This window comes from Arthrobacter sp. V1I7 (genome assembly GCF_030817015.1).
In the GTDB taxonomy this organism is placed as follows: domain Bacteria; phylum Actinomycetota; class Actinomycetes; order Actinomycetales; family Micrococcaceae; genus Arthrobacter.
Genome location: NZ_JAUSYS010000001.1, coordinates 410153 through 434473, shown reverse-complemented (window position 1 = coordinate 434473; position 24321 = coordinate 410153). Strand labels below are relative to the sequence as shown.

21 protein-coding genes and 1 riboswitch are annotated in these 24321 nt (G+C 64.7%); of the genes, 9 read left to right on the top strand and 12 right to left on the bottom strand.

Going from position 1 to position 24321, the window contains the following annotated elements:
- Positions 1–196: 196 nt before the first annotated feature.
- Positions 197–1132, top strand: a complete 936-nt coding sequence (locus QFZ69_RS01975; protein ID WP_306919566.1) for an Lrp/AsnC family transcriptional regulator — start codon at positions 197–199, stop codon at positions 1130–1132.
- 188 nt (positions 1133–1320) lie between these two features.
- Here QFZ69_RS01975 and QFZ69_RS01970 read toward each other — a convergent pair whose 3' ends face one another.
- The 10 genes from QFZ69_RS01970 to gcvP all read right to left on the bottom strand — a co-directional run bounded on the left by QFZ69_RS01970 (position 1321) and on the right by gcvP (position 13171).
- Positions 1321–1539: a hypothetical protein gene (locus QFZ69_RS01970; protein ID WP_306915265.1), complete on the bottom strand. Its 219-nt coding sequence runs from the start codon at positions 1537–1539 to the stop codon at positions 1321–1323.
- Positions 1540–1544: 5 nt separating this feature from the next.
- Positions 1545–2450 (bottom strand): formyltetrahydrofolate deformylase, encoded by a 906-nt coding sequence (gene purU / locus QFZ69_RS01965; RefSeq protein ID WP_306915262.1) that lies wholly within the window; start codon positions 2448–2450, stop codon positions 1545–1547.
- Positions 2447–3913, bottom strand: a complete 1467-nt coding sequence (gene cycA / locus QFZ69_RS01960; protein WP_306915260.1) for a D-serine/D-alanine/glycine transporter — start codon at positions 3911–3913, stop codon at positions 2447–2449. The genes purU and cycA overlap by 4 nt, the downstream gene beginning before the upstream one ends.
- A complete protein-coding gene (locus QFZ69_RS01955; RefSeq protein ID WP_306915259.1) occupies positions 3903–4739 on the bottom strand; it encodes a methylenetetrahydrofolate reductase in 837 nt (278 codons plus the stop codon). The genes cycA and QFZ69_RS01955 overlap by 11 nt, the downstream gene beginning before the upstream one ends.
- Before the next feature lie 47 nt (positions 4740–4786).
- A complete protein-coding gene (gene lipA / locus QFZ69_RS01950; RefSeq protein WP_306915257.1) occupies positions 4787–5794 on the bottom strand; it encodes a lipoyl synthase in 1008 nt (335 codons plus the stop codon).
- Positions 5795–5807: 13 nt separating this feature from the next.
- Complete coding sequence (locus QFZ69_RS01945) at positions 5808–7205, bottom strand: L-serine ammonia-lyase (RefSeq protein ID WP_306915255.1); 1398 nt, start codon at positions 7203–7205, stop codon at positions 5808–5810.
- Positions 7206–7325: 120 nt separating this feature from the next.
- On the bottom strand, positions 7326–8654 hold the full coding sequence (gene glyA / locus QFZ69_RS01940) for a serine hydroxymethyltransferase (RefSeq protein WP_306915253.1): 1329 nt from the start codon (positions 8652–8654) through the stop codon (positions 7326–7328).
- On the bottom strand, positions 8651–9034 hold the full coding sequence (gene gcvH, locus QFZ69_RS01935; RefSeq protein ID WP_306913125.1) for a glycine cleavage system protein GcvH: 384 nt from the start codon (positions 9032–9034) through the stop codon (positions 8651–8653). The genes glyA and gcvH overlap by 4 nt, the downstream gene beginning before the upstream one ends.
- A 116-nt stretch (positions 9035–9150) precedes the next feature.
- Positions 9151–10314, bottom strand: a complete 1164-nt coding sequence (gcvT, locus tag QFZ69_RS01930) for a glycine cleavage system aminomethyltransferase GcvT (RefSeq protein WP_306915251.1) — start codon at positions 10312–10314, stop codon at positions 9151–9153.
- 10 nt (positions 10315–10324) lie between these two features.
- Entirely contained in the window at positions 10325–13171 is a 2847-nt protein-coding gene (gene gcvP, locus QFZ69_RS01925) for an aminomethyl-transferring glycine dehydrogenase (protein ID WP_306915249.1), read from the bottom strand.
- A 160-nt stretch (positions 13172–13331) separates the two neighbouring features.
- Positions 13332–13429, bottom strand: a riboswitch (glycine riboswitch).
- A gap of 133 nt (positions 13430–13562) precedes the next feature.
- On the opposite strand from gcvP, the gene QFZ69_RS01920 reads away from it, so the two are divergent.
- Positions 13563–14135, top strand: coding sequence for an MOSC domain-containing protein (locus QFZ69_RS01920; protein WP_306915247.1), 573 nt, complete (start codon positions 13563–13565; stop codon positions 14133–14135).
- 21 nt (positions 14136–14156) lie between these two features.
- Here the strand turns inward: QFZ69_RS01920 and QFZ69_RS01915 are convergent, their stop codons facing one another.
- Positions 14157–14291 (bottom strand): hypothetical protein, encoded by a 135-nt coding sequence (locus QFZ69_RS01915; RefSeq protein ID WP_306915245.1) that lies wholly within the window; start codon positions 14289–14291, stop codon positions 14157–14159.
- Between the two features lie 397 nt (positions 14292–14688).
- Here QFZ69_RS01915 and QFZ69_RS01910 point away from each other — a divergent pair, with 397 nt between their 5' ends.
- The 7 genes from QFZ69_RS01910 to QFZ69_RS01880 all read left to right on the top strand — a co-directional run bounded on the left by QFZ69_RS01910 (position 14689) and on the right by QFZ69_RS01880 (position 22011).
- Positions 14689–15690 (top strand): SIS domain-containing protein, encoded by a 1002-nt coding sequence (locus QFZ69_RS01910; protein WP_306915244.1) that lies wholly within the window; start codon positions 14689–14691, stop codon positions 15688–15690.
- Between the two features lie 94 nt (positions 15691–15784).
- A complete protein-coding gene (locus tag QFZ69_RS01905) occupies positions 15785–16663 on the top strand; it encodes a PfkB family carbohydrate kinase (protein WP_306915242.1) in 879 nt (292 codons plus the stop codon).
- A gap of 63 nt (positions 16664–16726) precedes the next feature.
- Positions 16727–17833 carry a LacI family DNA-binding transcriptional regulator gene (locus tag QFZ69_RS01900; RefSeq protein WP_306915240.1) on the top strand — a complete coding sequence of 369 codons (1107 nt, stop codon included), beginning with the start codon at positions 16727–16729 and terminating at the stop codon, positions 17831–17833.
- Positions 17834–18018: 185 nt separating this feature from the next.
- Positions 18019–19344 (top strand): ABC transporter substrate-binding protein, encoded by a 1326-nt coding sequence (locus tag QFZ69_RS01895; protein WP_306915238.1) that lies wholly within the window; start codon positions 18019–18021, stop codon positions 19342–19344.
- Between the two features lie 11 nt (positions 19345–19355).
- Complete coding sequence (locus QFZ69_RS01890) at positions 19356–20327, top strand: carbohydrate ABC transporter permease (protein ID WP_306915236.1); 972 nt, start codon at positions 19356–19358, stop codon at positions 20325–20327.
- Positions 20321–21157 carry a carbohydrate ABC transporter permease gene (locus QFZ69_RS01885; protein ID WP_306915235.1) on the top strand — a complete coding sequence of 279 codons (837 nt, stop codon included), beginning with the start codon at positions 20321–20323 and terminating at the stop codon, positions 21155–21157. The genes QFZ69_RS01890 and QFZ69_RS01885 overlap by 7 nt, the downstream gene beginning before the upstream one ends.
- A 2-nt stretch (positions 21158–21159) precedes the next feature.
- Positions 21160–22011, top strand: a complete 852-nt coding sequence (locus QFZ69_RS01880; RefSeq protein ID WP_306915233.1) for a sugar phosphate isomerase/epimerase — start codon at positions 21160–21162, stop codon at positions 22009–22011.
- A gap of 143 nt (positions 22012–22154) precedes the next feature.
- Here the strand turns inward: QFZ69_RS01880 and QFZ69_RS01875 are convergent, their stop codons facing one another.
- Positions 22155–24161 (bottom strand): FAD-binding monooxygenase, encoded by a 2007-nt coding sequence (locus QFZ69_RS01875; protein ID WP_306915231.1) that lies wholly within the window; start codon positions 24159–24161, stop codon positions 22155–22157.
- Between the last annotated feature and the right edge of the window lie 160 nt (positions 24162–24321).

Below are 24321 nucleotides of genomic sequence, written 5' to 3'. Positions count from 1 at the left end.
CACCCAAATGCAAGCGAATCCATCGTTCCAGGATTCACAAACACCGTATTTGCTCCCTTATGGCGCGGGGGTACGACAAATCCACCGAACTGATGCCAGTCTGTGGAACAATTGAATCGTATGGAGGTTCACTGCGCTGATCTGCCAAGGTGCGCTGTGACGGCACCGACAACAAGAGGCGTTTATTGTGAAGACCATGCATGATCTGGACAATCGGCTGATCCGACTACTGCAGGCCGACGGCCGCGCGTCTTTCAGCGATCTATCCAAGCAGTTGGGCGTGACCCGCTCCGTGGCAACGGCCAAGGTCAACGAACTCATATCTTCCGGAGAGCTGCGCATCGTCGCTGCAGTCCACCCGCGGCTGCTGGGCCTGACCGCCGTCGCGCATGTCTCCATCCAGCTCAACGGCTCCGCCCAGCCGGCTCTGAACAAACTGAGCCAGCTGGACGGGGCCGTCTTCGCTTCCCTGACCACCGGCAGGTACGGCATCATCGCGGAGCTGCGCCTGCCGACAGTGGAGCGGCTCTACGAGGATGTGGAGGCCATCCGCCTCTCCGAGGGCGTGGCCGCTGTGGATGTCCTGATGTACAAAGAGGTGGTCCGCAGCCTCTTCCTCGGTAAGGAGCCGCCCGATCCGGGGCTGGAGCTGGACCATACGGACCTGCTGATCCTGGGCGAGCTTCAGCTGGATGGCCGGCTGGGCTTCGAGGCGCTCGGGGAACGCATCGGACTCTCGGCCAGTGCCGCCAGGAACCGGGTCATGCGCCTGCTGGACGCGCGCGTTATGCAGATCGGCCCCATCCGCAGCCGCTCCGGCTCCTCCCGTGCCATGGCCTTTGGATTCGGCATCTCGACGTCTGCGGGAACCGAGGAAGCCATCGCATTCTTCTCCGCCACCCCCGGCGTGGAGTTCATCGCCAGCTGCTTCGGACGGTATGACCTGGTGGCCACCGCTGGCGTGAGCTCCCTGGATGAGATGTATGAAATCTTGGACAAGGTGCGTGCCATGGCGTCCGTGGCCAGCGTCGAGTCCTGGCTGCACCTGAGGATCGTCCAGGAGCGCTATGCCAAGCCCCTGGACAAGATGCTGGCAGCGCGAACCCACGCCGACGGCGTGCTAACTGCCTAGCGCGTACGCGGACGACGGCGGGACCTCCCGCCGTCGTCCGCGTGGCTTTTTCTCACTGACCAGAGGTCAGTGCCTGCGAGATGATGACCGTCATCAGGGCAACGGCCGTGAGCGTTACCGCCCATGTTTCCAGGCGCAACCGCAGGCCGGTCCGTTTCCGGTTCAGCTCGCGCCTGCGCCGTGGCCCGCTACGCGTTGATCTCCACTTGCACATAGTCCTCCCTGTGGAACATCCGCCGTTCGCGCCAGCCGTCCAGGACAACCCAGATGATGGAACCGTCGGGCGTACTGCCGTCCACGACTCCGGAGCCGATGGGGCGCCCGTCCTGTGAGAGCCGCACTGGCTGCCCGGTGGGCAAGGCGTTCCATGACACCCGGCGCCAAGGTGCTCCCTTTGTCGGTTTCATGAGCACTACCGCAAGATGACGGTGCGGTTGCCAAGCAGCAGGATCCTGCCTTCACAATGCCAGCGGACGGCGTTGCGGAGGGCCACGCATTCGGCGTCCCGGCCCACTGCCACCAGGTCGTCGGCGGTGTACGTGTGGTCCACGTCGATAACCTGCTGCGCAATGATCGGGCCCTCATCGAGTTCGGCGTTGACGTAGTGCGCCGTGGCGCCCACGGTTTTGACGCCGCGGTCATAGGCCTGGTGGTAGGGCTTCGCACCCTTGAAGCTGGGCAGGAACGAGTGGTGGATGTTGATGGTGCGCCCCGCGAGCCTGGCCGAGAGTTCGTCACTGAGCACCTGCATGTAGCGGGCCAGGACCACGAGTTCCACGTCCAAGGCGTCCACGATTTCCAGGAGCCTTGCCTCGGCCTCGGGCTTGGTGTCCTTCGAGACCGGCAGGTGGAAGAACGGGATGCCGTGCCACTGGACCAGGCCCTCCTGTTCGCGGTGGTTGGACACCACCGCGACGATCTCCACGGGGATGTCGCCGGTGCGCGCCCGGAACAACAGGTCGTTGAGGCAGTGGCCCATTTTGGACACCATCACCAGCACCCGGCGCTTGCGGCCGTGCGGCTCCAACTGCCAGCTCATCTGCCACTCCTCCGCCACAGGCGTGAAGTCCCGGCGCAGGCCCTCAGTGCTGGACTCCTGCGCCGACGAGAAGTGGACGCGCATGAAGAAATGCCCTTGCCCCTTGTCCCCGTACTGCTTGATGTCCCGGATGTCGCAGCCGTGGTCGAACAGGAATGCTGAGATCGCCCGGACGATACCCGGCGACTCGGCACAGTCGACGGTCAGAACATGCTCAACCAGGCCGGGAGTGTCCTCTGGCATGCGCTCCGGGCTGTTCAGGGTCTGCGCGGTGCTCATTTCTGCACCTTTTCGAACTCCCGGGCGTTGGAAGATTCATCTTCCCGGGCGAGGTCGGCCTGGAACGCCGCATAGCGGGCCAGGTGAGCGGGCCGCCGGCGCAGCACCAACCAGGCGGCTCCGAGCAGGATGAACCAGACCGGCGTCACCAAGAGCGCCAGCAGCGTATCCGGCTGCGTGGTCAGCGCCCACAGGACGAAGGCGAAGAACGCGAAGACCACCCAGACCATGGGAATGCCGCCGGGCATCCGGTACTTGGACGACTCGTGCAGCTGCGGCCGGCGCCTGCGGAAGGCCAGGTAGCTGGCCAGGATGATGGACCACACGAACACGAAGCAGACGGCGGACACGGTGGTCACCATGTCGAAGGCCTTGCCGATGTCCTGGCCCGCGTACATCAGCACCACGCCGGAGAGCAGCAGGACGCAGGACAGGAACAGGGCGTTCTGCGGGACCTTGCGGCGGGACAGGCTACTGAAGACCGACGGCGCGTCACCCTCCTGGGCCAGCCCGTACACCATGCGTGAGGTGGAGTAGATGCCGGAGTTGGCCGAGGACATGGCCGAGCTGAGTACTACCAGGTTCACCACGGTGGCGGCGGCGCCCAGGCCCGCCAGGGAGAACATTGCGATGAACGGGCTGTGGCCGGCCTGGAACTGGGTCCAGGGGGTCACGGACATCAGGATGATGAGGGCGCCCACGTAGAAGAGCAGCACGCGGATGGGGATGGAGTTGATGGCCTTGGGCAGGTTCTTCTCCGGGTCCTTGGCCTCCGCGGCCGTGGTGCCCACCAGTTCAATGCCGACAAAGGCGAACACGGCGATCTGGAAGCCGGCCACAAATCCCATGAACTCATTCGGGAAGAAACCGCCGTGGCTCCACAGGTTGGTGAAGGTGGCAGGGCCGGCGTCGGACTGGAACCCGGTGAAGATCATGAACATGCCCACCACAATCAGTGCCGCGATGGCGATGATCTTGATCAGCGCAAACCAGAACTCCGTCTCGCCGAAGGCCTTCACGGTGGTGAGGTTCAGGAGCAGGAGGATGGCCACGGTGGCCAGGCCTGGGATCCACAGCGGCAGCCCCGGCCAGAGTTCCTTGGAGTAGCCGGCAATGGCGATGACGTCCGCGATTCCCGTGATCACCCAGCAGAACCAGTAGGTCCAGCCGGTGAAGAAACCAGCCCAGGGACCCAGGAGGTCCGCGGCGAAGTCGCTGAAGGATTTGTAGTTGAGGTTGCTCAGCAGCAGTTCGCCCATGGCCCGCATGACGAAGAACAGCATGAAGCCGATGATCATGTAGACGAAGATGACGGAGGGCCCTGCCGCGGAGATGGTTTTGCCCGAACCCATGAACAGGCCGGTGCCGATTGCGCCGCCAATGGCGATCAGCTGGATGTGCCGGTTGCTGAGCTGCCGCTCAAGATGCGGCTCCTGGTGGGAAGTCAGGGATTTAGTTGTCACGTGCTGCTCCTCGAATCGATGCTGGCTGGAGTGCTGCGGAAGTGGGCGCCTGATCCGGTTCGCCGGGAACCGAATCAAGGCTGTTGAAGCTGTAGAGGTGGATGCCCGCGATGGTGGCGGGCTGGCTTTCCAGCCCGGACACCAGGCTTTGCGGTGAGTAGCGGTCCCCGCTGAGGAGTTTGCGGGCCAGCGGACCCTTCCGGCTCAGGAATTTCAGGGAACTTCCGACGCCGATCTGGGTGGCCAGCGAGACCAGTTTGGTCCGCGGGACGGCCCCCGCCACCCCGGCCCAGACGGGCAGCCGGACGCCCTCGCGGCGCAGGAGCGCCGTGTAATCAAGGATTTTCGATGCCGAGAAGCACATCTGCGTCACCACGTGCGTGGCCACGTGCTGCTTGGCCAGCAGGGCGTCCAGTATTTCCACGGGGTTGACGGAGGGGTGGCCCTCCGGGTAGCCCGCGACGCCAGCCCGCATGGCGCCGCCGGAGTATTGTGCGATGTCGTCCAGGAGCGGAAGGGCGTGTTCGTAGGGACCGGCCGGCTGCTTCCGGTCTCCGCCGATCACGAACACCTCGCCGATGCCGGCCACGTCGCAGTCGCGGAGGATTCCGGTGAGATCGGCACGGCTGTGCAGGCTCCGCGCCGCGAGATGCGGGACCACCGTGTATCCGAGCATGCTCAGCTGCACGGCGGCGCGCATGGTCCGCTCGATGCCGTGTTGCGGCAGGCACGTCACGGTGAGCGGCGTGGTCAAGGGCACCTGGGCGGTGACCCGCTCAACGATTCCCTCTGAAGGGATGATTTCAATTCTGATGGGGAACATCATTGGTCCTCTCTGAGCATCAGGTTTTGGGCATCAGGGTTTGGGTCTGGTCAGGCAGTGGCCGCGAGCAGTGAGCTGGCTTCCTGGCGGGTGCTGCCGGAGCTTTCGATGTGGGCGAGCTCGGCCGGGATTTCCCAGCCCTTCTTGCGCATCGCGGTAGCCCAGAGCCGCCCTGCCCGGTAGGAGGAGCGGACCAGCGGCCCGGACATGACGCCGAGGAAGCCGATCTCGTCCGCTTCCTGCTGCAGGTCCACGAACTCCTGCGGCTTGACCCAGCGGTCCACCGGAAGGTGCCGCTCACTCGGGCGCAGGTACTGGGTGATCGTGACCAGGTCGCAGCCGGCCTCGTGCAGGTCCCGCAGCGCCTCGGAAATCTCCTCGCGGGTTTCGCCCATGCCCAGGATCAGGTTGGACTTGGTCACCATGCCGAGCTTGCGGCCCTGCGTGATCACGTCCAGGGAGCGGTCGTAGCGGAACGCGGGCCGGATCCGCTTGAAGATCCGCGGCACGGTTTCGACGTTGTGGGCGAAGACCTCGGGTTTGGAATCGCAGATCGCCTCGATGTGTTCCGGCTTGCCGGAGAAGTCCGGGATCAAAAGCTCGACGCCGGTGCCCGGGTTGAGCTCGTGGATCTTGCGGACCGTTTCGGCGTAGAGCCAGACGCCCTCGTCGGCGAGGTCGTCCCGGGCCACACCGGTCACGGTGGCGTAGCGCAGCTGCATCGCCTGGACGGAGCGGGCCACCTTGGTGGGCTCGAACATGTCCACCGGGGAAGGCTTGCCGGTGTCGATCTGGCAGAAATCGCAGCGCCGGGTGCATTCGGAGCCGCCGATCAGGAAGGTCGCTTCCTTGTCCTCCCAGCATTCGAAGATGTTGGGGCAGCCGGCCTCTTCACAGACGGTGTGGAGGCCTTCCTTTTTGACCAGGTTCTTGAGCTGCACGAACTCGGGGCCCATCTGGACCTTGGCCTTGATCCACTCCGGCTTACGCTCCACCGGGACTGCCGAGTTGCGCTGTTCAACCCGCAGCAGTTTGCGGCCTTCTGGTGCCAGTGTCATTGTTTTCTTTCCTTCAGCATTCGACGACGTTGACGGCGAGGCCGCCCATGGCCGTTTCCTTGTATTTGGAGCTCATGTCCTTGCCGGTCTCACGCATGGTCACGATGACCTCGTCCAGCGACACCCGGTGCGACCCGTCACCCCAGAGCGCCATCTTGGCGGCGTTGATCGCCTTCGCGGCGGCGATCGCGTTGCGTTCGATGCAGGGGATCTGGACGAGCCCGCCGATGGGGTCGCAGGTCAGTCCCAGGTTGTGCTCCATCGCGATCTCCGCGGCGTTCTCCACCTGCGCCGGCGTCCCGCCCATCACCTCGGCCAGGCCGGCGGCGGCCATCGACGACGCCGATCCCACCTCGCCCTGGCAGCCCACCTCCGCCCCGGAAATCGAAGCCTGCTCCTTATAGAGCACCCCGACGGCGGCGGCGGTGAGCAGGAACTTCACCACGACGTCGTCGCGGTCCTGCTGCGTGGCCTTGTCCATGCCCGGGGCGAAGTGCAGGGCGTAGTAGAGCACCGCCGGGATGATGCCGGCCGCGCCGTTCGTGGGCGCGGTGACCACCCGGCCGCCGGAAGCGTTTTCCTCGTTGACGGCGAGGGCGATCAGGTTGACCCATTCCTGCCAGTACTTCGGGTCCCGGTCCTTGTCCTCCTTCAGCAGGCGGTCATGCCAGTCGGGAGCCCGACGGCGGACCTTCAGCCCGCCGGGCAGCAGGCCAACGCGTCCGAGGCTGACCTGGACACAGCCCTCCATCACGGAGTAGATGTGCAGCAGGCCCTCGCGGATCTCCTCCTCCGAGCGGGAGGCACGCTCGTTGATGAACATGACCTCGCCGATCGAGAGGCCCCTGGACTGGCAGTGTTCCAGCAGCTCCGCAGCGGTGCGGAACGGCAGCGGTAGCTCTTTCTTGGACTCGTCGAGTTCCTTGAGCGCGGCGTCCTCCTCGCCCTCACTCACGATGAAGCCACCGCCGACCGAAAAGAAGGTGGCACTGTGCAGGACTTCGCCGTCGGCGCCGGACACCGTGAACGTCATGCCGTTGGTGTGCCGCGGCAGGATGGTCAGCGGGCGCAGCACCATGTCCTTGACCCCGTAGGGCAACGGAACGGATCCGGCCAGCTGCAGCGTTCCGGTTTCGGCGATCGCGGCCAGCCGTTCCTCCACGTCCTCGGGCAGGATCAGCTCCGGGTGGAAGCCCTCCAGGCCCAGCAGGATCGCGGTCATGGTGCCGTGGCCGTGCCCGGTGGCGGCGAGGGAGCCGTAGAGGTCCACCCGCAGCGACGCAGCGTCCGCCAGCTTGCCAAGGGATTTGAGCTCCTCGGCAAACACGGCTGCGGCCCGCATGGGGCCCACCGTGTGTGAACTGGACGGTCCTATGCCGATGGAAAAAAGGTCAAAGACTCCAACAGCCATGATGTGTACCTTCCGCGGAAAGAAAAGAGAATGATGGGCAACGGCTTTGCAGCGGGGCTGAGCCGCACCGGTCCCGGCCTCCAATGCCCGGTACCGGTGCGGTAAAGCGCCCCCTCCGCGCTAGGAGAGGTTTGCAACCGAAGGGTAGAGCGGGTGGGCGGCGGCGAGGGCCTCCACCCGGGAGCGCAGCGCCGACAGGTCCGCGCCGGCGTCGGCGATCAGGGCCTCGGCGATGATCTCCGCGACCTCGGCAAAGGCCGCTTCGCCGAAACCGCGGGTGGCCAGCGCCGGCGTACCGATGCGCAGCCCCGAGGTGACCATCGGCGGGCGCGGATCGAACGGCACGGCGTTGCGGTTGACGGTGATGTCAATGGCCGCGAGCCGGTCCTCGGCCTGCTGGCCATCCAGTTCACAGTGGCGCAGGTCCACCAGGACCAGGTGCACGTCGGTGCCGCCGGAGATCACGGATATCCCCTTCGCCGTGACGTCGGGCTGGATGAGCCGTTCGGCCAGGATCCGGGCGCCGGCCAGGACGCGTTCCTGGCGTTCCTTGAATTCCGGCGACGCGGCGATCTTGAAGGCCACGGCCTTCCCGGCGATGACGTGCTCCAGCGGGCCGCCCTGCTGGCCGGGGAACACGGCCGAGTTGATCTTCTTGGCGATGTCGGCGTCGTTGGTCAGGATGATCCCGCCGCGCGGACCGGCGAGGGTCTTGTGCGTCGTGGAGGTGGCCACGTGCGCGTGCGGCACCGGTGAGGGGTGCAGCCCGGCGGCGACCAGCCCGGCGAAGTGCGCCATGTCCACCATCAGGTAGGCGCCTACGGAATCGGCGATCCGGCGGAACTCCGCGAAGTCCAGCTGCCGGGCGTACGCGGACCAGCCGGCCACGATCAGGGCCGGCTTGTGCTCCTGCGCGAGGCGCTCCACCTCGGCCATGTCGATCCGGTGGTCCTCTTCGCGGACCTGGTACGGGATCACGTTGTACAGCCGGCCGGAGAAGTTGATCTTCATGCCGTGCGTGAGGTGCCCGCCGTGCGCCAGGTTCAGGCCCATGATGGTGTCGCCCGGACGGATCAGGGCGTGCATCACGGAGGCGTTGGCCTGCGCGCCGGAGTGCGGCTGCACGTTCGCGTACCCGGCACCGAACAGGGCCTTGACCCGGTCGATCGCGAGCTGTTCGATCACGTCCACGTGCTCGCAGCCGCCGTAGTAGCGCTTGCCCGGGTAGCCCTCGGCGTACTTGTTGGTCAGCACAGAGCCCTGCGCCTGCATCACGGCCTTGGCGGTGTGGTTCTCCGAGGCGATCATCTCCAGGCCGTCCCGCTGGCGGGTCAGCTCATCGTCGATCTTCGCGGCGATCTCCGGGTCCAGCGCGGCCAGGTCCGCGTCCAGGGACGGGGCGACGACCTGCTCGAACGTCACCGTCGCGGTGCCGGCCGGGGCGCTCACAGTTCGCCGCCGTTGGTTGCTGCGTACTCTTCAGCGGACATCAGCGGACCTTCTTCGGTCACAGCGACCTTGAACAGCCAGCCGGCACCGTACGGGTCGCTGTTAATCAGCGCGGGGTCGCTCACGACGGCGGGATTGATTTCCACGACCTCGCCCGTCACCGGGGCATACAGGTCCGAGACGGACTTGGTGGACTCCACCTCGCCGCAGGTCTCCCCCGCGGTCACCGCCGAGCCCACCTCGGGCAGGTCCACGTACACAATGTCACCCAGGGCATCGGCGGCCACGGCCGAAATGCCGATCCCGACAGGGCCGGATCCGTCCGCAGCAACCCACTCGTGCTCTGCGGAGTACTTCAGTTCAGCAACAACCTTGCTCATATGTGTCCTTAATTTGGTTTGCGAAAGTGAGAGAGCGCTGGCTCAATCCCTGCAAGATGTGAGAGAGCGTTGGCTCAAACCCTGCAGGAAGTGAGAGAGCGTCTGGTGGGGGTTGGCTACTTTGCGCGCTTGTAGAACGGCAGTGCCACGACTTCGAACGGCTCTGCCTTGCCGCGCAGGTCGACGTCCAGGGCCGTGCCGGGCTCGGTGAACGCGACGTCGACATAGGCCATGGCAATGGGGTAGCCCAGGCTCGGGCTGGGCTGGCCGGAGGTGACTTCGCCGACAACGTTGCCGTCCTTGAGGACCGGGTAGTGGCCGCGGCCGGCGCGGCGGCCGAGGCCCTTGAGGCCCACCAGCTTGCGGCCCGTGGTGGCTCCTGCACCGGCTGCCTTGAGCTCGCTCAGGGCCGCCTTGCCGATGAAGTCCGATTCCTTGGCGAGCGAGACAACCGGGCCCAGGCCTGCCGCATAGGGGTTACCTTCCCGGGAGAGCTCGTTGCCGTACAGCGGCATGCCCGCCTCGAGGCGGAGCGAGTCGCGGCAGGCCAAGCCCGCGGGGATGAGGCCGTGGCCGGCGCCGGTTTCCAACAATGCCTGCCACAGGCCGGCTGCGTCCTCGTTGGGAATGTAGATCTCGAAGCCGTCCTCGCCGGTGTAGCCGGTGCGGGCCAGCAGGAGCTCCTCGACAGTGCCGTTGACGGTGATGCCTACCTCGACGGCGGCGTAGTACTTGAGCTCCGTGACCAGCGCGTGCTGCTCCGCCGGGACCAGCGTCAGCAGGATGGCCTCTGCGTTCGGTCCCTGGACGGCGATCAGCGACGTCTCGGCGGAAACGTCCTCCACCGTAACGTCGAATCCTCCCTCTTTGCCAGACCCGGCCCGTTCGGCCAGTGCTGCGGCGACCACCACGGCGTTGCCGGCGTTGGGGACCACCAGGTACTTCGCTGTTCCATCCGCAGCCGCGGGGAGGCGGTACGTGATCAGGTCATCGATGATGCCGCCGTCTTCCTGGCAGATCAGCGAGTACTTGGCCTTGCCCACGGCCAAGGCCGACAGTTTGCCGGCCAGTGCGTAGTCCAGAAAGGCGGCGGCGTCCGGGCCGGTGACCCAGACTTCGCCCATGTGGGAGAGATCGAACAGGCCCGCGGCGTTGCGCACAGCGTGGTGCTCGGACAGCTCGGAGTTGTACTTCAGGGGCATCTGCCAACCGCCGAAGTCCGTGAAGGAGGCGCCGGCCTTCTTGTGCTCTTCATAGAGTGCGGTGTAGTTCTCAGTCATCAGGGGATCCTTAGTTTTCAAACTCGGAGAGGGGCGGGCAGGAGCAGACCAGGTTGCGGTCGCCGGCGGCGCCGTCGATCCGGCCGACCGGCGGGAAGTACTTGTCCTGCCGGAGCGTGTGCACGGGGAAGGCGGCCTGCTCGCGCGGGTATTCGCGGCTCCAGTCGGAAGATACGACGGCGGCAGCCGTGTGCGGTGCGTTGCGCAGCGGCGAGTTCTCCACAGTGAACTCACCGGCGGAGACCTGGTCGATTTCCTGGCGGATGGTGATCATCGCCTCGATGAAGCGGTCGATCTCCGCGAGGTCTTCGGACTCGGTGGGCTCCACCATCAGGGTGCCGGCCACCGGGAATGACAGTGTGGGGGCGTGGAAGCCGAAGTCGATCAGGCGCTTGGCCACGTCCTCCGCGGTCACGCCCGTCTTGGCCGTGAGTTCGCGCAGGTCCAGGATGCATTCGTGGGCCACGAGTCCGCCTTCGCCGGTGTAGAGCACCGGGAAGTGCTCATCCAACCGCGACGCGACATAGTTCGCGGCCAGCAGCGCGGACTTGGTGGCCTCGGTCAGGCCCGTACCGCCCATGAGCTTCACGTACGCCCAGGAGATCGGCAGCACGCCGGCCGACCCGTAACGCGAAGCGGAGATGGCAACGCCCTTACCCGAGGCGGGGTTGTTCGCGTCCCCGGGCATGAACGGTGCCAGGTGCGCCTTGGCCGCGACCGGGCCGACGCCGGGTCCGCCGCCGCCGTGCGGGATGCAGAAGGTCTTGTGCAGGTTCAGGTGCGACACGTCGCCGCCGAACAGCCCCGGCTGCGCCAGCCCGACGAGGGCATTGAGGTTGGCGCCGTCAACGTAGACCTGGCCGCCGGCGGCGTGGATCGCGTCGCAGACCTCGCGGACGTCGGCGTCGTACACGCCATGCGTGGACGGGTAGGTGATCATGATGCAGGACAGGGCGTCCTTGTGGGCCTCGATCTTGGCGGTGAGGTCCGCGTGGTCGATCGTGCCGTCGGCGGCGGTGGCCACGACGACGACCTTCATGCCGGCCAGCACGGCCGAGGCCGCGTTGGTGCCGTGCGCGGAGGCCGGGATCAGGCAGACGTTGCGCTGCTGGTCCCCGCGGGAAAGGTGGTAGCCGCGGATCGCCAGCAGCCCGGCGAGCTCACCCTGCGACCCTGCGTTGGGCTGGATGGACACCTGGTCGTAGCCGGTGATCTCGGCAAGGTCAGCTTCGAGGCCGCCGATGAGTTCACGCCAGCCTTCGGTCTGGGAGTCCGGGGCGAAGGGGTGGATGGAGGCGAATTCCGGCCAGGAGATGGCCTCCATCTCGGCCGTCGCGTTCAGCTTCATGGTGCAGGACCCGAGCGGGATCATGGTGCGGTCCAGGGCGAGGTCCCGGTCCGAGAGCCGGCGGATGTAGCGCAGCAGCTGCGTCTCGGAACGGTGCGTGTTGAAGACCGGGTGCTGGAGGTAGTCGGAGGTGCGCAGCACCGTCCCGGGCAGCTCGAAACCCTTGGCCTCCACAACCGGACCGGCGCCAAAGGCGACGACGACCCCGGAGAGGACCTCCGCCGTCGTAGTCTCATCGACTGACACGCCAACGGTGTCCGCATCGATGAGGCGCAGGTTGATGCCACGGGCCTCGGCGGCGGTGATGACCTTGCGGGCTTTGCCGGGCACGCGGACCGTAACGGTGTCGAAGAAGGACTCGCTCACCAGTTCCCGGCCCGCGATCTTCAGCGTAGTGGCGAGGGCGCGGGCGTTGTTATGGACGGTCCCGGCGATGGCCTTCAGTCCCTCGGGGCCGTGGTAAACGGCGTAGAACGAGGAGACGATGGCCAGCAGTGCCTGCGCGGTGCAGATGTTGGACGTGGCCTTTTCGCGGCGGATGTGCTGCTCGCGGGTCTGGAGGGCCAGGCGGTAGGCGGGGACGCCGGCGTTGTCCTTGGAGACGCCGACAATGCGGCCGGGCAGCGTGCGTTCCATGCCGTTCCGGACCGCCATGTAGGCCGCGTGCGGGCCGCCGAAGAACAGCGGCACGCCCAGGCGCTGGGTGGAACCGACTGCGATGTCCGCACCCTGTTCGCCCGGAGGGGTGATCAGGGTGAGCGCAAGGAGGTCGGCTGCCACGGTGACCAGCGCCCCCCGGTCCTTGGCCTCTGCGATCACAGCGGTCTGGTCCCACACCCGGCCGGAAACACCCGGCTGCTGCAGCACCACACCGTTGATGTCGCCGTCGGGCAATCCCTTCGAGAGGTCCGCGACCTCCACCTCGAAGCCGAGGGCTTCGGCGCGGCCCAGCACGATGGCGATGGTCTGCGGCAGGCAGTCGGCATCGAGGACGGTCTTGCCGTGCCGGGCCGCTGCGGACTTATTTGCCCTGCGCATCAGGAGCACGGCCTCGGCGACGGCCGTGGCCTCGTCGAGGAGGGACGCGTTGGCTACCGGGAGCGCGGTGAGGTCCTGGACCATGGTCTGGAAGTTCAGCAGCGCCTCCAGCCGGCCCTGGGAGATTTCCGGCTGGTAGGGGGTGTACGCGGTGTACCAGGCGGGGGCTTCGAGGATGTTGCGGCGGATCACCGGCGGGGTGACGGTGTCGTAGTAGCCCTGGCCGATCATCTGGACCGCGGTCTTGTTCTTCGCGGCCAGCTTGCGCAGCTCGGCCAGCACCTCAACTTCGCTGAGGGCGCTGTCCAGGCTGAGCGGCTTTTCCTGCCGGATGGAATCGGGCACCGCATTGTCGACGAGGCCGTCAAGGCTGTCGTAGCCGATGGCCTTGAGCATGGTGTCGATGTCTGCTTGGCGGCGCGCGCCGATGTGGCGGTCTGCGAACGTGGACGGGGACGATTGAACCGTCATTGAGGAACTCCATAATTCAGGTGGCGCCAAAGCGCCACGATGATTCGGGTTCCTCCCCGCTCTGTATTGGACCTGAGAGTTTCCGTTTTGCCCTGCTGTTAGCAGCGCGCCACTTGCACCGTCGGTGAGCCCGGTTTCCCGGACTGCTTTCCAGAGTTGCCTTGCCGCGGCGGTACGTGGGCCTGAGAGTTTCCTGGGGAGGATTTGCTCCTACGGCGCCTGCTGAACGTACCGGCAGGACTCTCCCGCCGCAGATCATAAGCCGTGCCACTGGTGGGTGACACGGCTCACACCTTACCCGTTGCGCGGGCGGGATGCAAAATTGAGTCCACCGGGGTTCACCAGGATGCCCCAGAACGCTTAGGCCTGCGCGAGACGATAGTTTTGGAGGATGACGGCTAGCTACAGGTACGACGTGGAGGTCCTGCATCTGCTCGTGTCGCCGGCGCACGCCTACTTCGGGCGCGCACGCCAGGGCGCAGCCGACGTCCCCACCGCAGATGCCGAGCACGCGGAGCTCGTGGCCGGCAAGGGCATCGTCGGTGATCGGTTCTTCGGCAAGGCCGCGCACATGGATGCCGCAGTCACCGTGTTCGCGATCGAGGCTCTCGAAGCCATCGCCGCGGAGCTGGGAACGGCACCCCTTGACCCGCTCCTGACCCGTCGCAACGTGGTCCTCAGAGGGGCCCAGCTGGCGCCGCTGCTCGGACACGACTTCGCGCTGGAATCCCGCGGGGACCTGGTGCGGCTCAAGGCCGGGCGGCCCGCCCATCCTTGTGCCTGGATGGATGAGATGCTCGCCCCGGGTGCGCACAAAGCCATGCGCGGGCGGGGCGGCGTGCGGTGCCAGGTGCTTTCCGGCGGCGTCCTGCACCGCGGGCCGGCAGTGCTGAACAGCCCAGTGCCGCTCGACCCCGAACGTGCAGGCGACGCGACCCGGTTGCGCCCGTCGCGGTTGCCCTAGCCGGACGCGGCGCCTCGCAGATCAGACGTGCTTATCGACGAGGACCGGGTTGCCGTCCGGGTCCACGACGATAGAGCTTCCCGGCCCCGTCGTTCCCTCGTCTGCCTCGGACACGAACTCCGTACCCTGGAACGCCGCGTCGTTGGCCGCCTCCATGCCGCTCTCGATTGCCCGTCAAAATCCAGCACCTCGGCGCCTTTGTCCGCCCGGCCCCCGGCGGGCGCGTTCGCCGTGCCGGCAGGCAGGGGCGGCTCGAGAGCCACCCTCTTAAGGGGCATACATCGGAACCATGACGATCACGGTCCTGGCCAACCACAAGTCTCGCTCTACGTTGGCCTCAGAGACGGTGAGGATTGCGGCTCCAAGGCTGCGATTCCGCGGTCTGGCGATTCCAACTTAATCCGGGCGCCCGTGTGCTCAATCCGGCGCCAATCCTTTTGTGCCAAAGCAGGCCCTATTGACGCGCAGCTCGCTGCGTGACACGATGTGGACAGCTGTGATACCGGTATCACCACGTACCAGTACCGGCTCTCCAACGACGAAAGGACCACTCGTGCTGGGCTTTAATGAAGAGAAATTCCTACTCCAGACCCGCAGCGCTCTGGCGCTGCAAGGACAGATCGAACAGCTTGTGGACTCGCTGCAGGAGCGGGACTTCGAGAATGTCTTCCTGATCGGTGCCGGTGGTACCTACGCCGCCATGCTCCCCTACGAGCATTTCATCCGCTCGCGTTCCACCCTGCCCGTTCGAGCTTCTATCGGCAAAGAGCTTATGCTGACCGAAGATCCCACCTTCGGGCCGGGCAGCGTCGCCGTTTTCGCGTCCGTTTCCGGAACCACCGAAGACGTCATCGAATCCATCGATTTTGCCAAGGCCAAAGGTGCCTACACGGTGGGGTTCACGGGGTTCGGTGACAGCCCGTTTGCCAAGGCGCTGGACGTGGCCTTGGTCACCGAACCGAAGACCTGGCCGTTCGACATTCCGTTGCTGCTCCTGACTACGCGCCTGCTCGCCGCGCGCGGTGAGTTTGAAGGCTATGAGGAGTTTGCGGCGGAGTTGCAGACCATCCCCGAAACCCTCGTTGGCGTCGCCCGCCAAGCCGAGCCCGCAGCGGAAGCTTTCGCCGAGAAAAACAAGGACGCAGACTACCATTTCCTCGTCGGCGCCGGGAACCTTTGGGGCTTCACATACCTGTACTCCATGTGCATTCTCGAAGAAATGCAGTGGCTCCGGACTACGCGCGTCCACGGTGCCGAATTTTTCCATGGATCCCTGGAACTCATCGAGGAAGATACGAGCCTTATGCTTTTCCTCGGCGAGGACGAAAGCCGGCCGCTCATGGAACGGGTGGCGAAGTTCGCAGAGAACTACAACAAAAACACCACCCTCCTGGATACAAAGGACTACGAACTGCCGGGCATCAGCCCCCGGTTCCGCGGCCTGTTGGCACCTTTGGTCATGGACACCGTGGTTGACCGGATCAGCAAGCACCTCGAACGGGTCCGCAATCACTCCCTTGACCTGCGCCGCTACTACCGCGTCGTTGAATACTGAGGCCAGACCGTTCGCCGCACCCCGCCGCCGGGGCATGGCACCGAGCACTGCGGGCCCGGCCGGCCCGGGCCCGCAGCGTCGAGACAGGAAGAGCATGAAAGTAATCGGCTTCGGGGACAACATTGTGGACCGCTTTCTTGACCGCAGGGTTATTTACCCAGGGGGGAACTGCGTTAACTTCGCAGTTCTGGCGCGCCGCCTGGGCGTGGACTCCGCCTACCTCGGCGTTTTCGGCAGCGACGTGCATGGGGACTTTGTCCGCTCTGCACTACAGGAGGAGGGAGTGGATATCAGCCGCTGCGTCATCCGGGAAGGCCCCAACGGTGTGAGCGAGATCAAGGTTGTCGACGGCGACCGGATATTTCTAGGCTGGAACGACGGAGGCGTCACCATAAGCCAGCCCTTCACGCTGGAACCGGAGCACCTCGCCTACCTGGCCACGGCGGATCTCGTGCATTCGAGCGTCTATTCGGCGTCAGAACCGCAGCTTCCGGCCGTGCGGACTGCCGGCACGCTGGTCAGCTTTGACTACTCTTCCGAACCGGAACGGCGAACAGACCAGTATCTTCGACGGACAGCCCCATTCATCGATCTGGCACTGCTTTCGCTGGGGGGTCATAACCTGCACTCCGCGGAACATGAGCTGCGGCGGGTCGTTGCCGCAGGTGCCTCCCTGGCGGTCGGTACCAAGGGAGCAGACGGGGCCGTGTTGTTCGACGGAAACGACTTCCTTACCCAAAAGGCCGCTCCGACGGACGCCCTGCGGTTCGCGGACACCATGGGCTGCGGTGATGCCTTCTTGACCGGGCTGGTGGTAAGCCTCCTCAAAGCCGGCTGGACGAGGCACTCCCGGCCATCCCCCGACAGCCTTCGGGAGGCTCTGGCCTTTGCAGCCGGCACTGCTGCGGAGCAGTGTTATGTGGAGGGCGCCTTCGGATACGGACGACCCGTCGCTGCACCAACTAGGATCTGATGCAGGAACAAACAACTGCGCCGGGACGCCATTGCGGATCCCGTGACATAGAAGGGAAGCTGGATGTCGTCGGACCATCAGCACCATGACGCTGCTCCGACCATCACAGACGTTGCCGCCGCTGCAGGCGTAGGCAGGGCGACGGTCGCCCGTACCCTTGGAAATTACGGCTCGGTTAGTGATGCGACCCGCGCCAAGGTGATGCTCGCCGCAGAGCGATTGGGCTATAAACCCAACACCTTGGCGCGGAGCATGACGACGGGCGTCACCAAGACGCTCGGAATCGTGCTGGCAGACGTCGCCAACCCGTTCTTCTCCGGCGTCCTCAAAGGCATTTCGGAAACTGCAAAGCTGGCCGGCTACGATGCCATCATCCTGAGCACGGACGAGAAACTGGAGCTGGAGCGGGACGCTATCGGCGTACTGCTCGCCAAACAGGTTGACGGCCTGGTGGTGGCTTCGGCCGCGGGTCGGAATGACGATGTCTCGCACCTAACCAACGCCATGGAGCGCGGTATTCCCGTAGTCCTGATTGACCGCTTGGTGGATAGCCTCGATACCGATTCGGTCGTGATCGACAACCGTGAGGCGGCCCGAGCCGCCGTCGCCTCCCTTATCCAGAACGGCCACCGGAGAATTGCCTTTGCCTGGGGCCCGGTGACCCTCAGTCCGGCAACCGATCTCGAGCAGATGCACCACATCCTCGACGAGGCCCTGTGGAGCGACGGCGAACGCCTGCGTGGCTACCTCGACGCCCTGGAAGAAGCCGGGATACCTTTCGATACCGCCCTGGTGACCCACGTCCTGAAAAACGAAGGACAAGCTACCCGGGCTGTCAGCGGCATGCTGGCACTCGCGGATCCGCCAACCGCAATCTTTACTACCGAGACTGAGGCCACCGTGGGAGCGCTTCATGCACTCCGGGCGCGCAATCTGCGGCTGCTGAAAGACGTATCGCTGATCGGCTTTGATGACAGTCCTTGGGCCGCCGTGATGGAGCCGCCGCTGACCATGATCCGGCAGCCGGTGCGGGAGCTGGGCGCCGTAGCGGCCCAACAGCTCGTAGCCCGCATCAACGGGGATGCCTCCCCGCCAGAGGCGCATGTCCTGCCCTCCAGCCTGATCGTGCGCTCGTCGGACGGGCCAGTGCCGGCTGTACTCGGCAAGTAGAAAATCACCCGCATTTCCCGCTGGGGCCTCTTCCCCAACGGCCCAAACCATGATTCACTGTGGTACCGGTATCACCAGTTCCAATATTCCAGTAATGGAGGCTGGCGCCTTATCCAATGGAGGGTAGGGATGCCGCTCCAAATCGTGAAGCCTCGGCTGATCGGCCACCGAGCGAAAGTAGAAATATGATGCGCAAAAGCACGCACTTGATTACGGCAATGGTCGCGGGCGCAGCCCTCGCCCTGACAGGCTGCGCGGACGGCGGAAGCCAGGCCGCCGCACCCCTTGACCTCTCCAAAGAACCTGCATACTCCGGCAAGCTCAGCATCCTGACTAAATTTGGTGGCGACCCGCTCGAGCCATACTTTGAAGATCTGGCCGCCGAGTATCAGAAGATGCACCCGGATGTTTCCTTCGAGCTTATTCAGGAGACGGACCAGAGCATCAAGGACAAGACAAAAACGCTCACCGCCTCCCAGGCCCTGCCGGATGTTTACTTCACCTGGGCGGGTAACTGGGCGAACAACTTCATCGACGGCGGGCTTGCTGCCGACCTCACCCCCGCCATTGCGCCCGGTACCGAGTGGGGGGACAAATTCGGGGAATCGGCATTGAAAGCCTTCGAAAAGGACGGCAAGTACTTTGCCGTCCCGCTGTACAACAACGGCAAGTTCATGGGATACAACCAAAGGATCTTCAAGGAACTGGGACTCACGCCGCCGTCGAGCTTCGAGGAGCTGGTTTCCTCCTGCTCGGTCCTCAAGGGCGCCGGATATGAGCCCATTTCTTTCGGAAACAAAGACGGTTGGCCGGCGCTGCATTACCTGCAGCAGCTGTTCGCCTACGAAGTACCGGCCGAGGTGCTGAACGCGGACTTCGACCCGGCGTCCGCAAAGCTGGACGACAAGGGCTACCTTCAGGCCATGGAGCAGTTCAACACCCTGGTCAACGAATGCACGGGCAGCGGCAAGGATTCCAACGGAGTGCTGTACACGACTGCGCAACAGGCCTTGGCCGAGGGCAAGGCCGGAATGTACTACCAGGAGGTCCTCGAATTCGACACCACGGCATCTGACGAATCCCTCCTGAAAAAGGACGGCCTAGGGATCTTCAAGCTGCCCGCCGCGGTCGACGCAAAGGGTGACACCAACGCCATTGAAGGATCTCCCGAGGGTTACATCATCAATGCCAAGTCCAAAAACGCCGCCCTCGCTGCAGACTTCATGAAGTTCGCGACGAGCACCCAGAACGCCGCGAAACTCTCAGCCCCGCCATACGGCCAGCCCAGTTCGGTCAAGGGCGCGGTCTCGGAAGAAAACTCCACAGCACCGGTAGTGGAGGGCATCAAAAAGGTGAATGAGGCCTCGGACGCCATCATCTGGCTCGACTCGGTTACGGTCCCCGCCGTCGCTGATGCCTGGCTGGCCGGCGGAGAAGCCCTGATCGCCGGAACGCAAAGCCCCGAACAGGTGCTGGCTTCGGTTCGGTCCGCTTCCAGCGCGGCCAAGTAGCGGGCAGTGCCATGACAGTTTCCAATACTGCCTGGAAGCCAGCGGCACCGCCGTCGCTGACACCACCGCCCGCGCTCCGCGCGGACCGGCCGGCGAAAAGGGGCACCTACCAGCGTTGGCGGAACCTGGTCTGGGTGTTGCCCGCCGTCCTGCTCTTGGGCGTCTTCGCTTACCTGCCACTCGTGCAGAACCTCGGGTTCAGCATGCTCAAGTGGGACATCTACAGCGGACGTCAGACTTTTGTGGGCGCGGACAACTACATCAAAATGTTCAATGACCCCATTTTTTGGAAATCGTTGCTCAACAACACCCTCTATGCCGGCATCTCGATCGTTTTCCAGGTCTTCGGGGCACTCATCCTGGCGGCCATGATCGAAGGGCTGCGCAGTGAACGGTGGCGCGGGATCCTCCGGGCAGTGTACTTTGTGCCATCCGCGATATCGCTCACGGTCGCCGGCCTGCTGTTCTACTTCATCTACGAGCCGCGGATGGGCATCCTGAACGCTGCACTCGAGTTCCTGGGCCTGGGCAGCTTCACCCAGGCCTGGCTCGGGCAGGAAAATACCGCAATCTTCGGCATTATCGCCATGAGCCAGTGGCAGGGTTTTGGCTACTGCACGTTGTTGTTCGCCGTCGCGTTGCAGCGGATCCCCACGGAGCTGTATGAAGCAGCCTCCATCGACGGGGTCGGTCCTTTCCGGCGTTTCTTTTCCATCTCCCTGCCGCTGGTCCGCGAGATGAGCAGCCTGATGATGATCGTGACGGTGTCCGGGGCTTTCCAGGTGTTCAACGAAGTCATGGTGATGACAACCGGCGGTCCGAACAATTCCAGCCAGGTCCTGGGCACCTGGCTGTACCGCAGTGGCTTTGTTCGCAACGACTTCGGCTACGCGGCCGCCATTGCCACCGCCGTTTTTGTCATCACGCTGGTGCTCGCGGTGCTGCAGCTCCGGTTGTCCAAGCGCAGGAGGATCGAATGGTAACCCGCACGTCCGTACTCGTCATTCTTGGCCGGGTTTTTGTCCGGGCCTTCCTGTTGGCCCTCGCGGTGGTGGTCATCTACCCGCTGCTGTGGATGCTGCTGAACGGAGTGAAGTCCAACGCCGAGCTGTTCGCCAATCCCTTCGCCCTCCCGGTCGCCTGGCGATGGGAAAACTATGCGACGGCCTGGAACCGCGGCGTAGGCGACTACCTCACCACCAGCGTCCTCGTCACAGTGGCCTCCACTGTGACCACGGTGTTCGTAAGTGCCTGGGCGGCTTACGGACTGACGAAGGTCAGCATTCCTTTCAGCCGCACCGTGCTGATCCTCATCTTGGCCGGACTGATGCTGGCGCCGACTGTCGCCCTCATTCCATTGGTGAAAATGTTCCAGGCGATGGGCCTACACAACAGCTTTTGGGCCCTGCTGATCCTCTACACGGCCTTCCGCGTCCCATTCACCACATTCCTGATCCGGGCCTACATGATGGATCTTCCCGCCGAAGTCGACGAGGCAGCCGCTGTGGATGGAGCGTCAAAGTCCCGGGCCTTTTGGCAGATCATTTTGCCTATGTGCCGTCCGATCATCGTCTCGACGGTCCTGCTGAACATACTGTTCACCTGGAACGAGTACCTTTTCGCGATGATCTTCACCAGCGGCGGAGCCCTGCAGACCCTGCCGGTGGGGCTCACCAATCTGATGTCCAAACACGGCACGGATTATCCTGTGGTTTTCGCCGGCATGGCGATCGCCGCCCTTCCGGTCATCGTGCTCTTCTTCGCCGGCCAGCGGTACTTCATCCGCGGCCTGGCCGACGGCGTCGGAAAGTAGCCGTGTACGCCGTCACTGCGGATCAGGCCTGCGGCTCAAACTTCGCCTATCAGCACCACACCCTGAAGCGCTGCCTCGACGACATGGTGGATCTGGGCAGGACCAAGATTGAGCTGTGGGGCATCGCACCCCACCTGCACATTCCCGAGACCGACGCGGCACGGCTACAGCAGGTGAAGAAGCTGTTGCAGGAGCGGGAGCTGACCTTGGCTTGCCTCACCCCGGAGCAGGTGGCGTACCCGGTCAACGTTGCCTCCGGGGCCGACTGGCTGCGGGAGCAAAGCGTGCGGCTTTTCCTGCGGGCAGCGGAAATCTGCAGCGAGCTGGAATCGCCGCTCTTGTTCCTCACTGCCGGGCGCGGCTACGAGGATGAACCGGCGGGGCCGGCCTGGGAAAGGTCCGTCCAGGGGTTGCAGGCCATCACCGCCCGGGCCGCGGAGCTGGGGGTGGTGTGCGTGTTGGAACCGCTCCAAAGGGTGGAATCCAATCTGGTCACGGACGTTTCCTCGCTCGAACGCATGATTCACGACGTCGGATCTCCGAATCTGGGAGTAGTGATAGACACCGTGGCCATGGCGGTAGCCGGGGACAACATCAGCGATTACGGACGGGCGTTTGGTGACAGGGTCCGGCACGTGCATCTGGTAGATGGCGCTCCCAGTGGCCATCTGGCATGGGGAGACGGGACGCTGGACCTTAACGAGATCCTGCGCGGTCTTAGCGAACTGGATTACCAGGGGGCGTTGACATTTGAACTCTTCGGCGACGGCTCCTACGCGCTGGAGCCCCGCACCGCAGTGGAGAAGTGCCTTCATGCTGTTGATGTCAGCGTCGCAGGGCTCCGAGCCCGCTGACCAGCGCCGCAACACCGGACGAAAGGCGTCTCCGGCATTCTTTTCGGAAAAATGACTCGGCAGGAGAAGTTGAGATCAGGAGGGTCTGCCGGGAGGCCGCTGCACTCCCCCGGCAAACCCTCTTTTTTAGGCCCCGTTCTTTTTTAGGCGCCGTTGCCGACGAGGGATGCTTCGGCGGCGGGAACTTCAGGCAGCGCCGTCGATGGATCCGATTCCGGCTTGCGGTCCGGCAGGAGCGGCACGAAAAACGCACCCAGCTCAGCCGTCGCCGTCAGCGGCAGGACGTGGGCCACGTACTGGTCCGGGCGGACCACCACCACGACGCCGCCGCGGTCGATGCCGCGCAACTCGAAGATGTCAGCGGCGGGATCGGCCGCGTACACCTTCTCGTAGTCGGTGAGCCTGAATGGGCCGACCTGCGGCTTGAAAATGCCGGGAACGCTGCCGATGTCGATGCTCGCGTGATCCTGCTGGTAGATCACTTTCACGTCGAACCAGGCGTCAGGATCGGCGCCTTCCGGCGTGGCCGCCAGCGGCGACTCCGGCGCGTTCGCGATCCACTCGGCGAACCGTTCGGTGGGTGAAACAGCCCCCTGCTGTCCCGTTCCCTGCTGTCCCATTCCCTGCTGTCCCGTTCCGGGGAGTGCCGCGTCCGCGAAGACGTAGATGCGCCACCGGCCGTCCGCCGTGGCGTGGTGGCCGAGGTGCACGGGGTTGGTGTCGCCGACCCGCACCACGGGAGCGGACTTGAAGCGTTTGCCAACCGGAAAGCCGCTGGCAAGCTCCTGGTCATCAGAGCCACCGACAAGTACCGACGGCGCGTACTGGGTCATGAAGCCGGCGGGGAATTCGGCGGTGCTTACGTAAAAGTCCTCCAGCTCGGAGGGGTTCTCGAACTCCTCGGGCTTCTTCGCCATGAGCGTGGACCACTCTTTGTCGAAGTCAATGAGGTTCTTCGCGACGACCTGCCGCTCTGCGGAGTAGGTGGACAGCAGGCTCTCCGGGCTGCGGCCCTCAAGCACATGTCCCAGCTTCCAGGCCAGGTTGAATCCGTCCTGCATGGAGACGTTCATGCCCTGGCCGGCCTTGGCGCTGTGCGTGTGGCACGCGTCGCCCGTGATGAACACACGGGGCGTCCGGGTGCCGCGCTGCTCCGGAAGGACGTCGTCGAACCGGTCCGTGAGCCGGTGGCCCACTTCATACACGCTGTGCCAGGCAATGTTGCGGACGTCGAGGGTGTAGGGGTGGAGGATCTCGTTCGCCTTGGAAATGATTTCCTCGACGGTGGTGTTACGCACGGCGCCCTTGTGGTTGGGGTCCACCTCACCGAGGTCAACATACATGCGGAAGAGGTGGCCGCCTTCGCGGGGGATCAGCAGGATGCTGCCGCCGGAGCCGGACTGGATGGCGCACTTGGTGCGGATGTCGGGGAAGTCCGTGACGGCGAGGGCATCCATGACGCCCCAGGCGTGGTTGGCCTGGTCTCCGGCGAGGGTGCAGCCGATCGATTCGCGCACCTTGCTGCGCGCGCCGTCCGCGCCGACGACGTACTTCGCCCGCACAATGCGCTCCTGGCCCTCGTTGGGGCCTGCGGTGTGGAGAAGGGTCACGGTGACGGGGTACTCCCCCTCGCCGGTGACCTCAAGGCCGCGGAACTCGAAACCGTAATCGGGCGCCATCCGGCTAGGCGCGTTGGCCATGAACTCGGCGAAGTAGTCCAGGACGCGGGCCTGGTTGACGATGAGGTGCGGGAACTCGCTGATGCCGGCGGGGTCGTCGGCCGTGCGGGCGGTCCGGACGATGCGCGAGGGGTCCGCGACGTCCGGCTTCCAGAACGCCATTTCGGTGATCCGGTACGCCTCGGCGATGATCCGCTCGGCGAAGCCGAAGGCCTGGAAGGTCTCGACACTGCGGGCCTGGATGCCGTCGGCCTGACCGATAGCGAGCCTCCCCGGGCGGCGCTCCACGATCCGCGTCGTAACGCTCGGGAACTGGGATAGCTGCGCGGCGGCGAGCATGCCGGCTGGTCCGGTGCCGACTATGAGCACGTCGACCTCGTCGGGAAGCTCGGTGGGCCGATCGATGCCGACGCCGGCCGCTGGCTGGACTCGCGGGTCACCGGATACGTAACCGTGGTGGTGGAACTGCACGGGCTTTCCTCACTTCGTTGTGTGGCGGTCGTCGCCTCGGATTGTGATGTTCGTTATTAGAACTGCATGTTCCATAATTGAACTCAATGCTCTGATCCAAACTGTACGGCAGACATGACGCACGTTACAAGTGCTCCGGAAACCTCCGAAAAACCAAGGG

What these genes read in the sequence shown, in the direction of transcription:
- gcvT (WP_306915251.1), bottom strand. Translation starts at nt 10,314, where the DNA reads ATGACTGAGAACTACACCGCACTCTATGAAGAGCACAAGAAGGCCGGC.
- lipA (WP_306915257.1), bottom strand. Translation starts at nt 5,794, where the DNA reads ATGACACTGGCACCAGAAGGCCGCAAACTGCTGCGGGTTGAACAGCGC.
- QFZ69_RS01915 (WP_306915245.1), bottom strand. Translation starts at nt 14,291, where the DNA reads ATGGAGGCGGCCAACGACGCGGCGTTCCAGGGTACGGAGTTCGTGTCC.
- QFZ69_RS01955 (WP_306915259.1), bottom strand. Translation starts at nt 4,739, where the DNA reads ATGATGTTCCCCATCAGAATTGAAATCATCCCTTCAGAGGGAATCGTT.
- gcvH (WP_306913125.1), bottom strand. Translation starts at nt 9,034, where the DNA reads ATGAGCAAGGTTGTTGCTGAACTGAAGTACTCCGCAGAGCACGAGTGG.
- QFZ69_RS01885 (WP_306915235.1), top strand. Translation starts at nt 20,321, where the DNA reads ATGGTAACCCGCACGTCCGTACTCGTCATTCTTGGCCGGGTTTTTGTC.
- gcvP (WP_306915249.1), bottom strand. Translation starts at nt 13,171, where the DNA reads ATGACGGTTCAATCGTCCCCGTCCACGTTCGCAGACCGCCACATCGGC.
- QFZ69_RS01920 (WP_306915247.1), top strand. Translation starts at nt 13,563, where the DNA reads ATGACGGCTAGCTACAGGTACGACGTGGAGGTCCTGCATCTGCTCGTG.
- QFZ69_RS01970 (WP_306915265.1), bottom strand. Translation starts at nt 1,539, where the DNA reads ATGAAACCGACAAAGGGAGCACCTTGGCGCCGGGTGTCATGGAACGCC.
- QFZ69_RS01945 (WP_306915255.1), bottom strand. Translation starts at nt 7,205, where the DNA reads ATGGCTGTTGGAGTCTTTGACCTTTTTTCCATCGGCATAGGACCGTCC.
- QFZ69_RS01975 (WP_306919566.1), top strand. Translation starts at nt 197, where the DNA reads ATGCATGATCTGGACAATCGGCTGATCCGACTACTGCAGGCCGACGGC.
- QFZ69_RS01895 (WP_306915238.1), top strand. Translation starts at nt 18,019, where the DNA reads ATGATGCGCAAAAGCACGCACTTGATTACGGCAATGGTCGCGGGCGCA.
- QFZ69_RS01890 (WP_306915236.1), top strand. Translation starts at nt 19,356, where the DNA reads ATGACAGTTTCCAATACTGCCTGGAAGCCAGCGGCACCGCCGTCGCTG.
- QFZ69_RS01905 (WP_306915242.1), top strand. Translation starts at nt 15,785, where the DNA reads ATGAAAGTAATCGGCTTCGGGGACAACATTGTGGACCGCTTTCTTGAC.
- purU (WP_306915262.1), bottom strand. Translation starts at nt 2,450, where the DNA reads ATGAGCACCGCGCAGACCCTGAACAGCCCGGAGCGCATGCCAGAGGAC.
- QFZ69_RS01900 (WP_306915240.1), top strand. Translation starts at nt 16,727, where the DNA reads ATGTCGTCGGACCATCAGCACCATGACGCTGCTCCGACCATCACAGAC.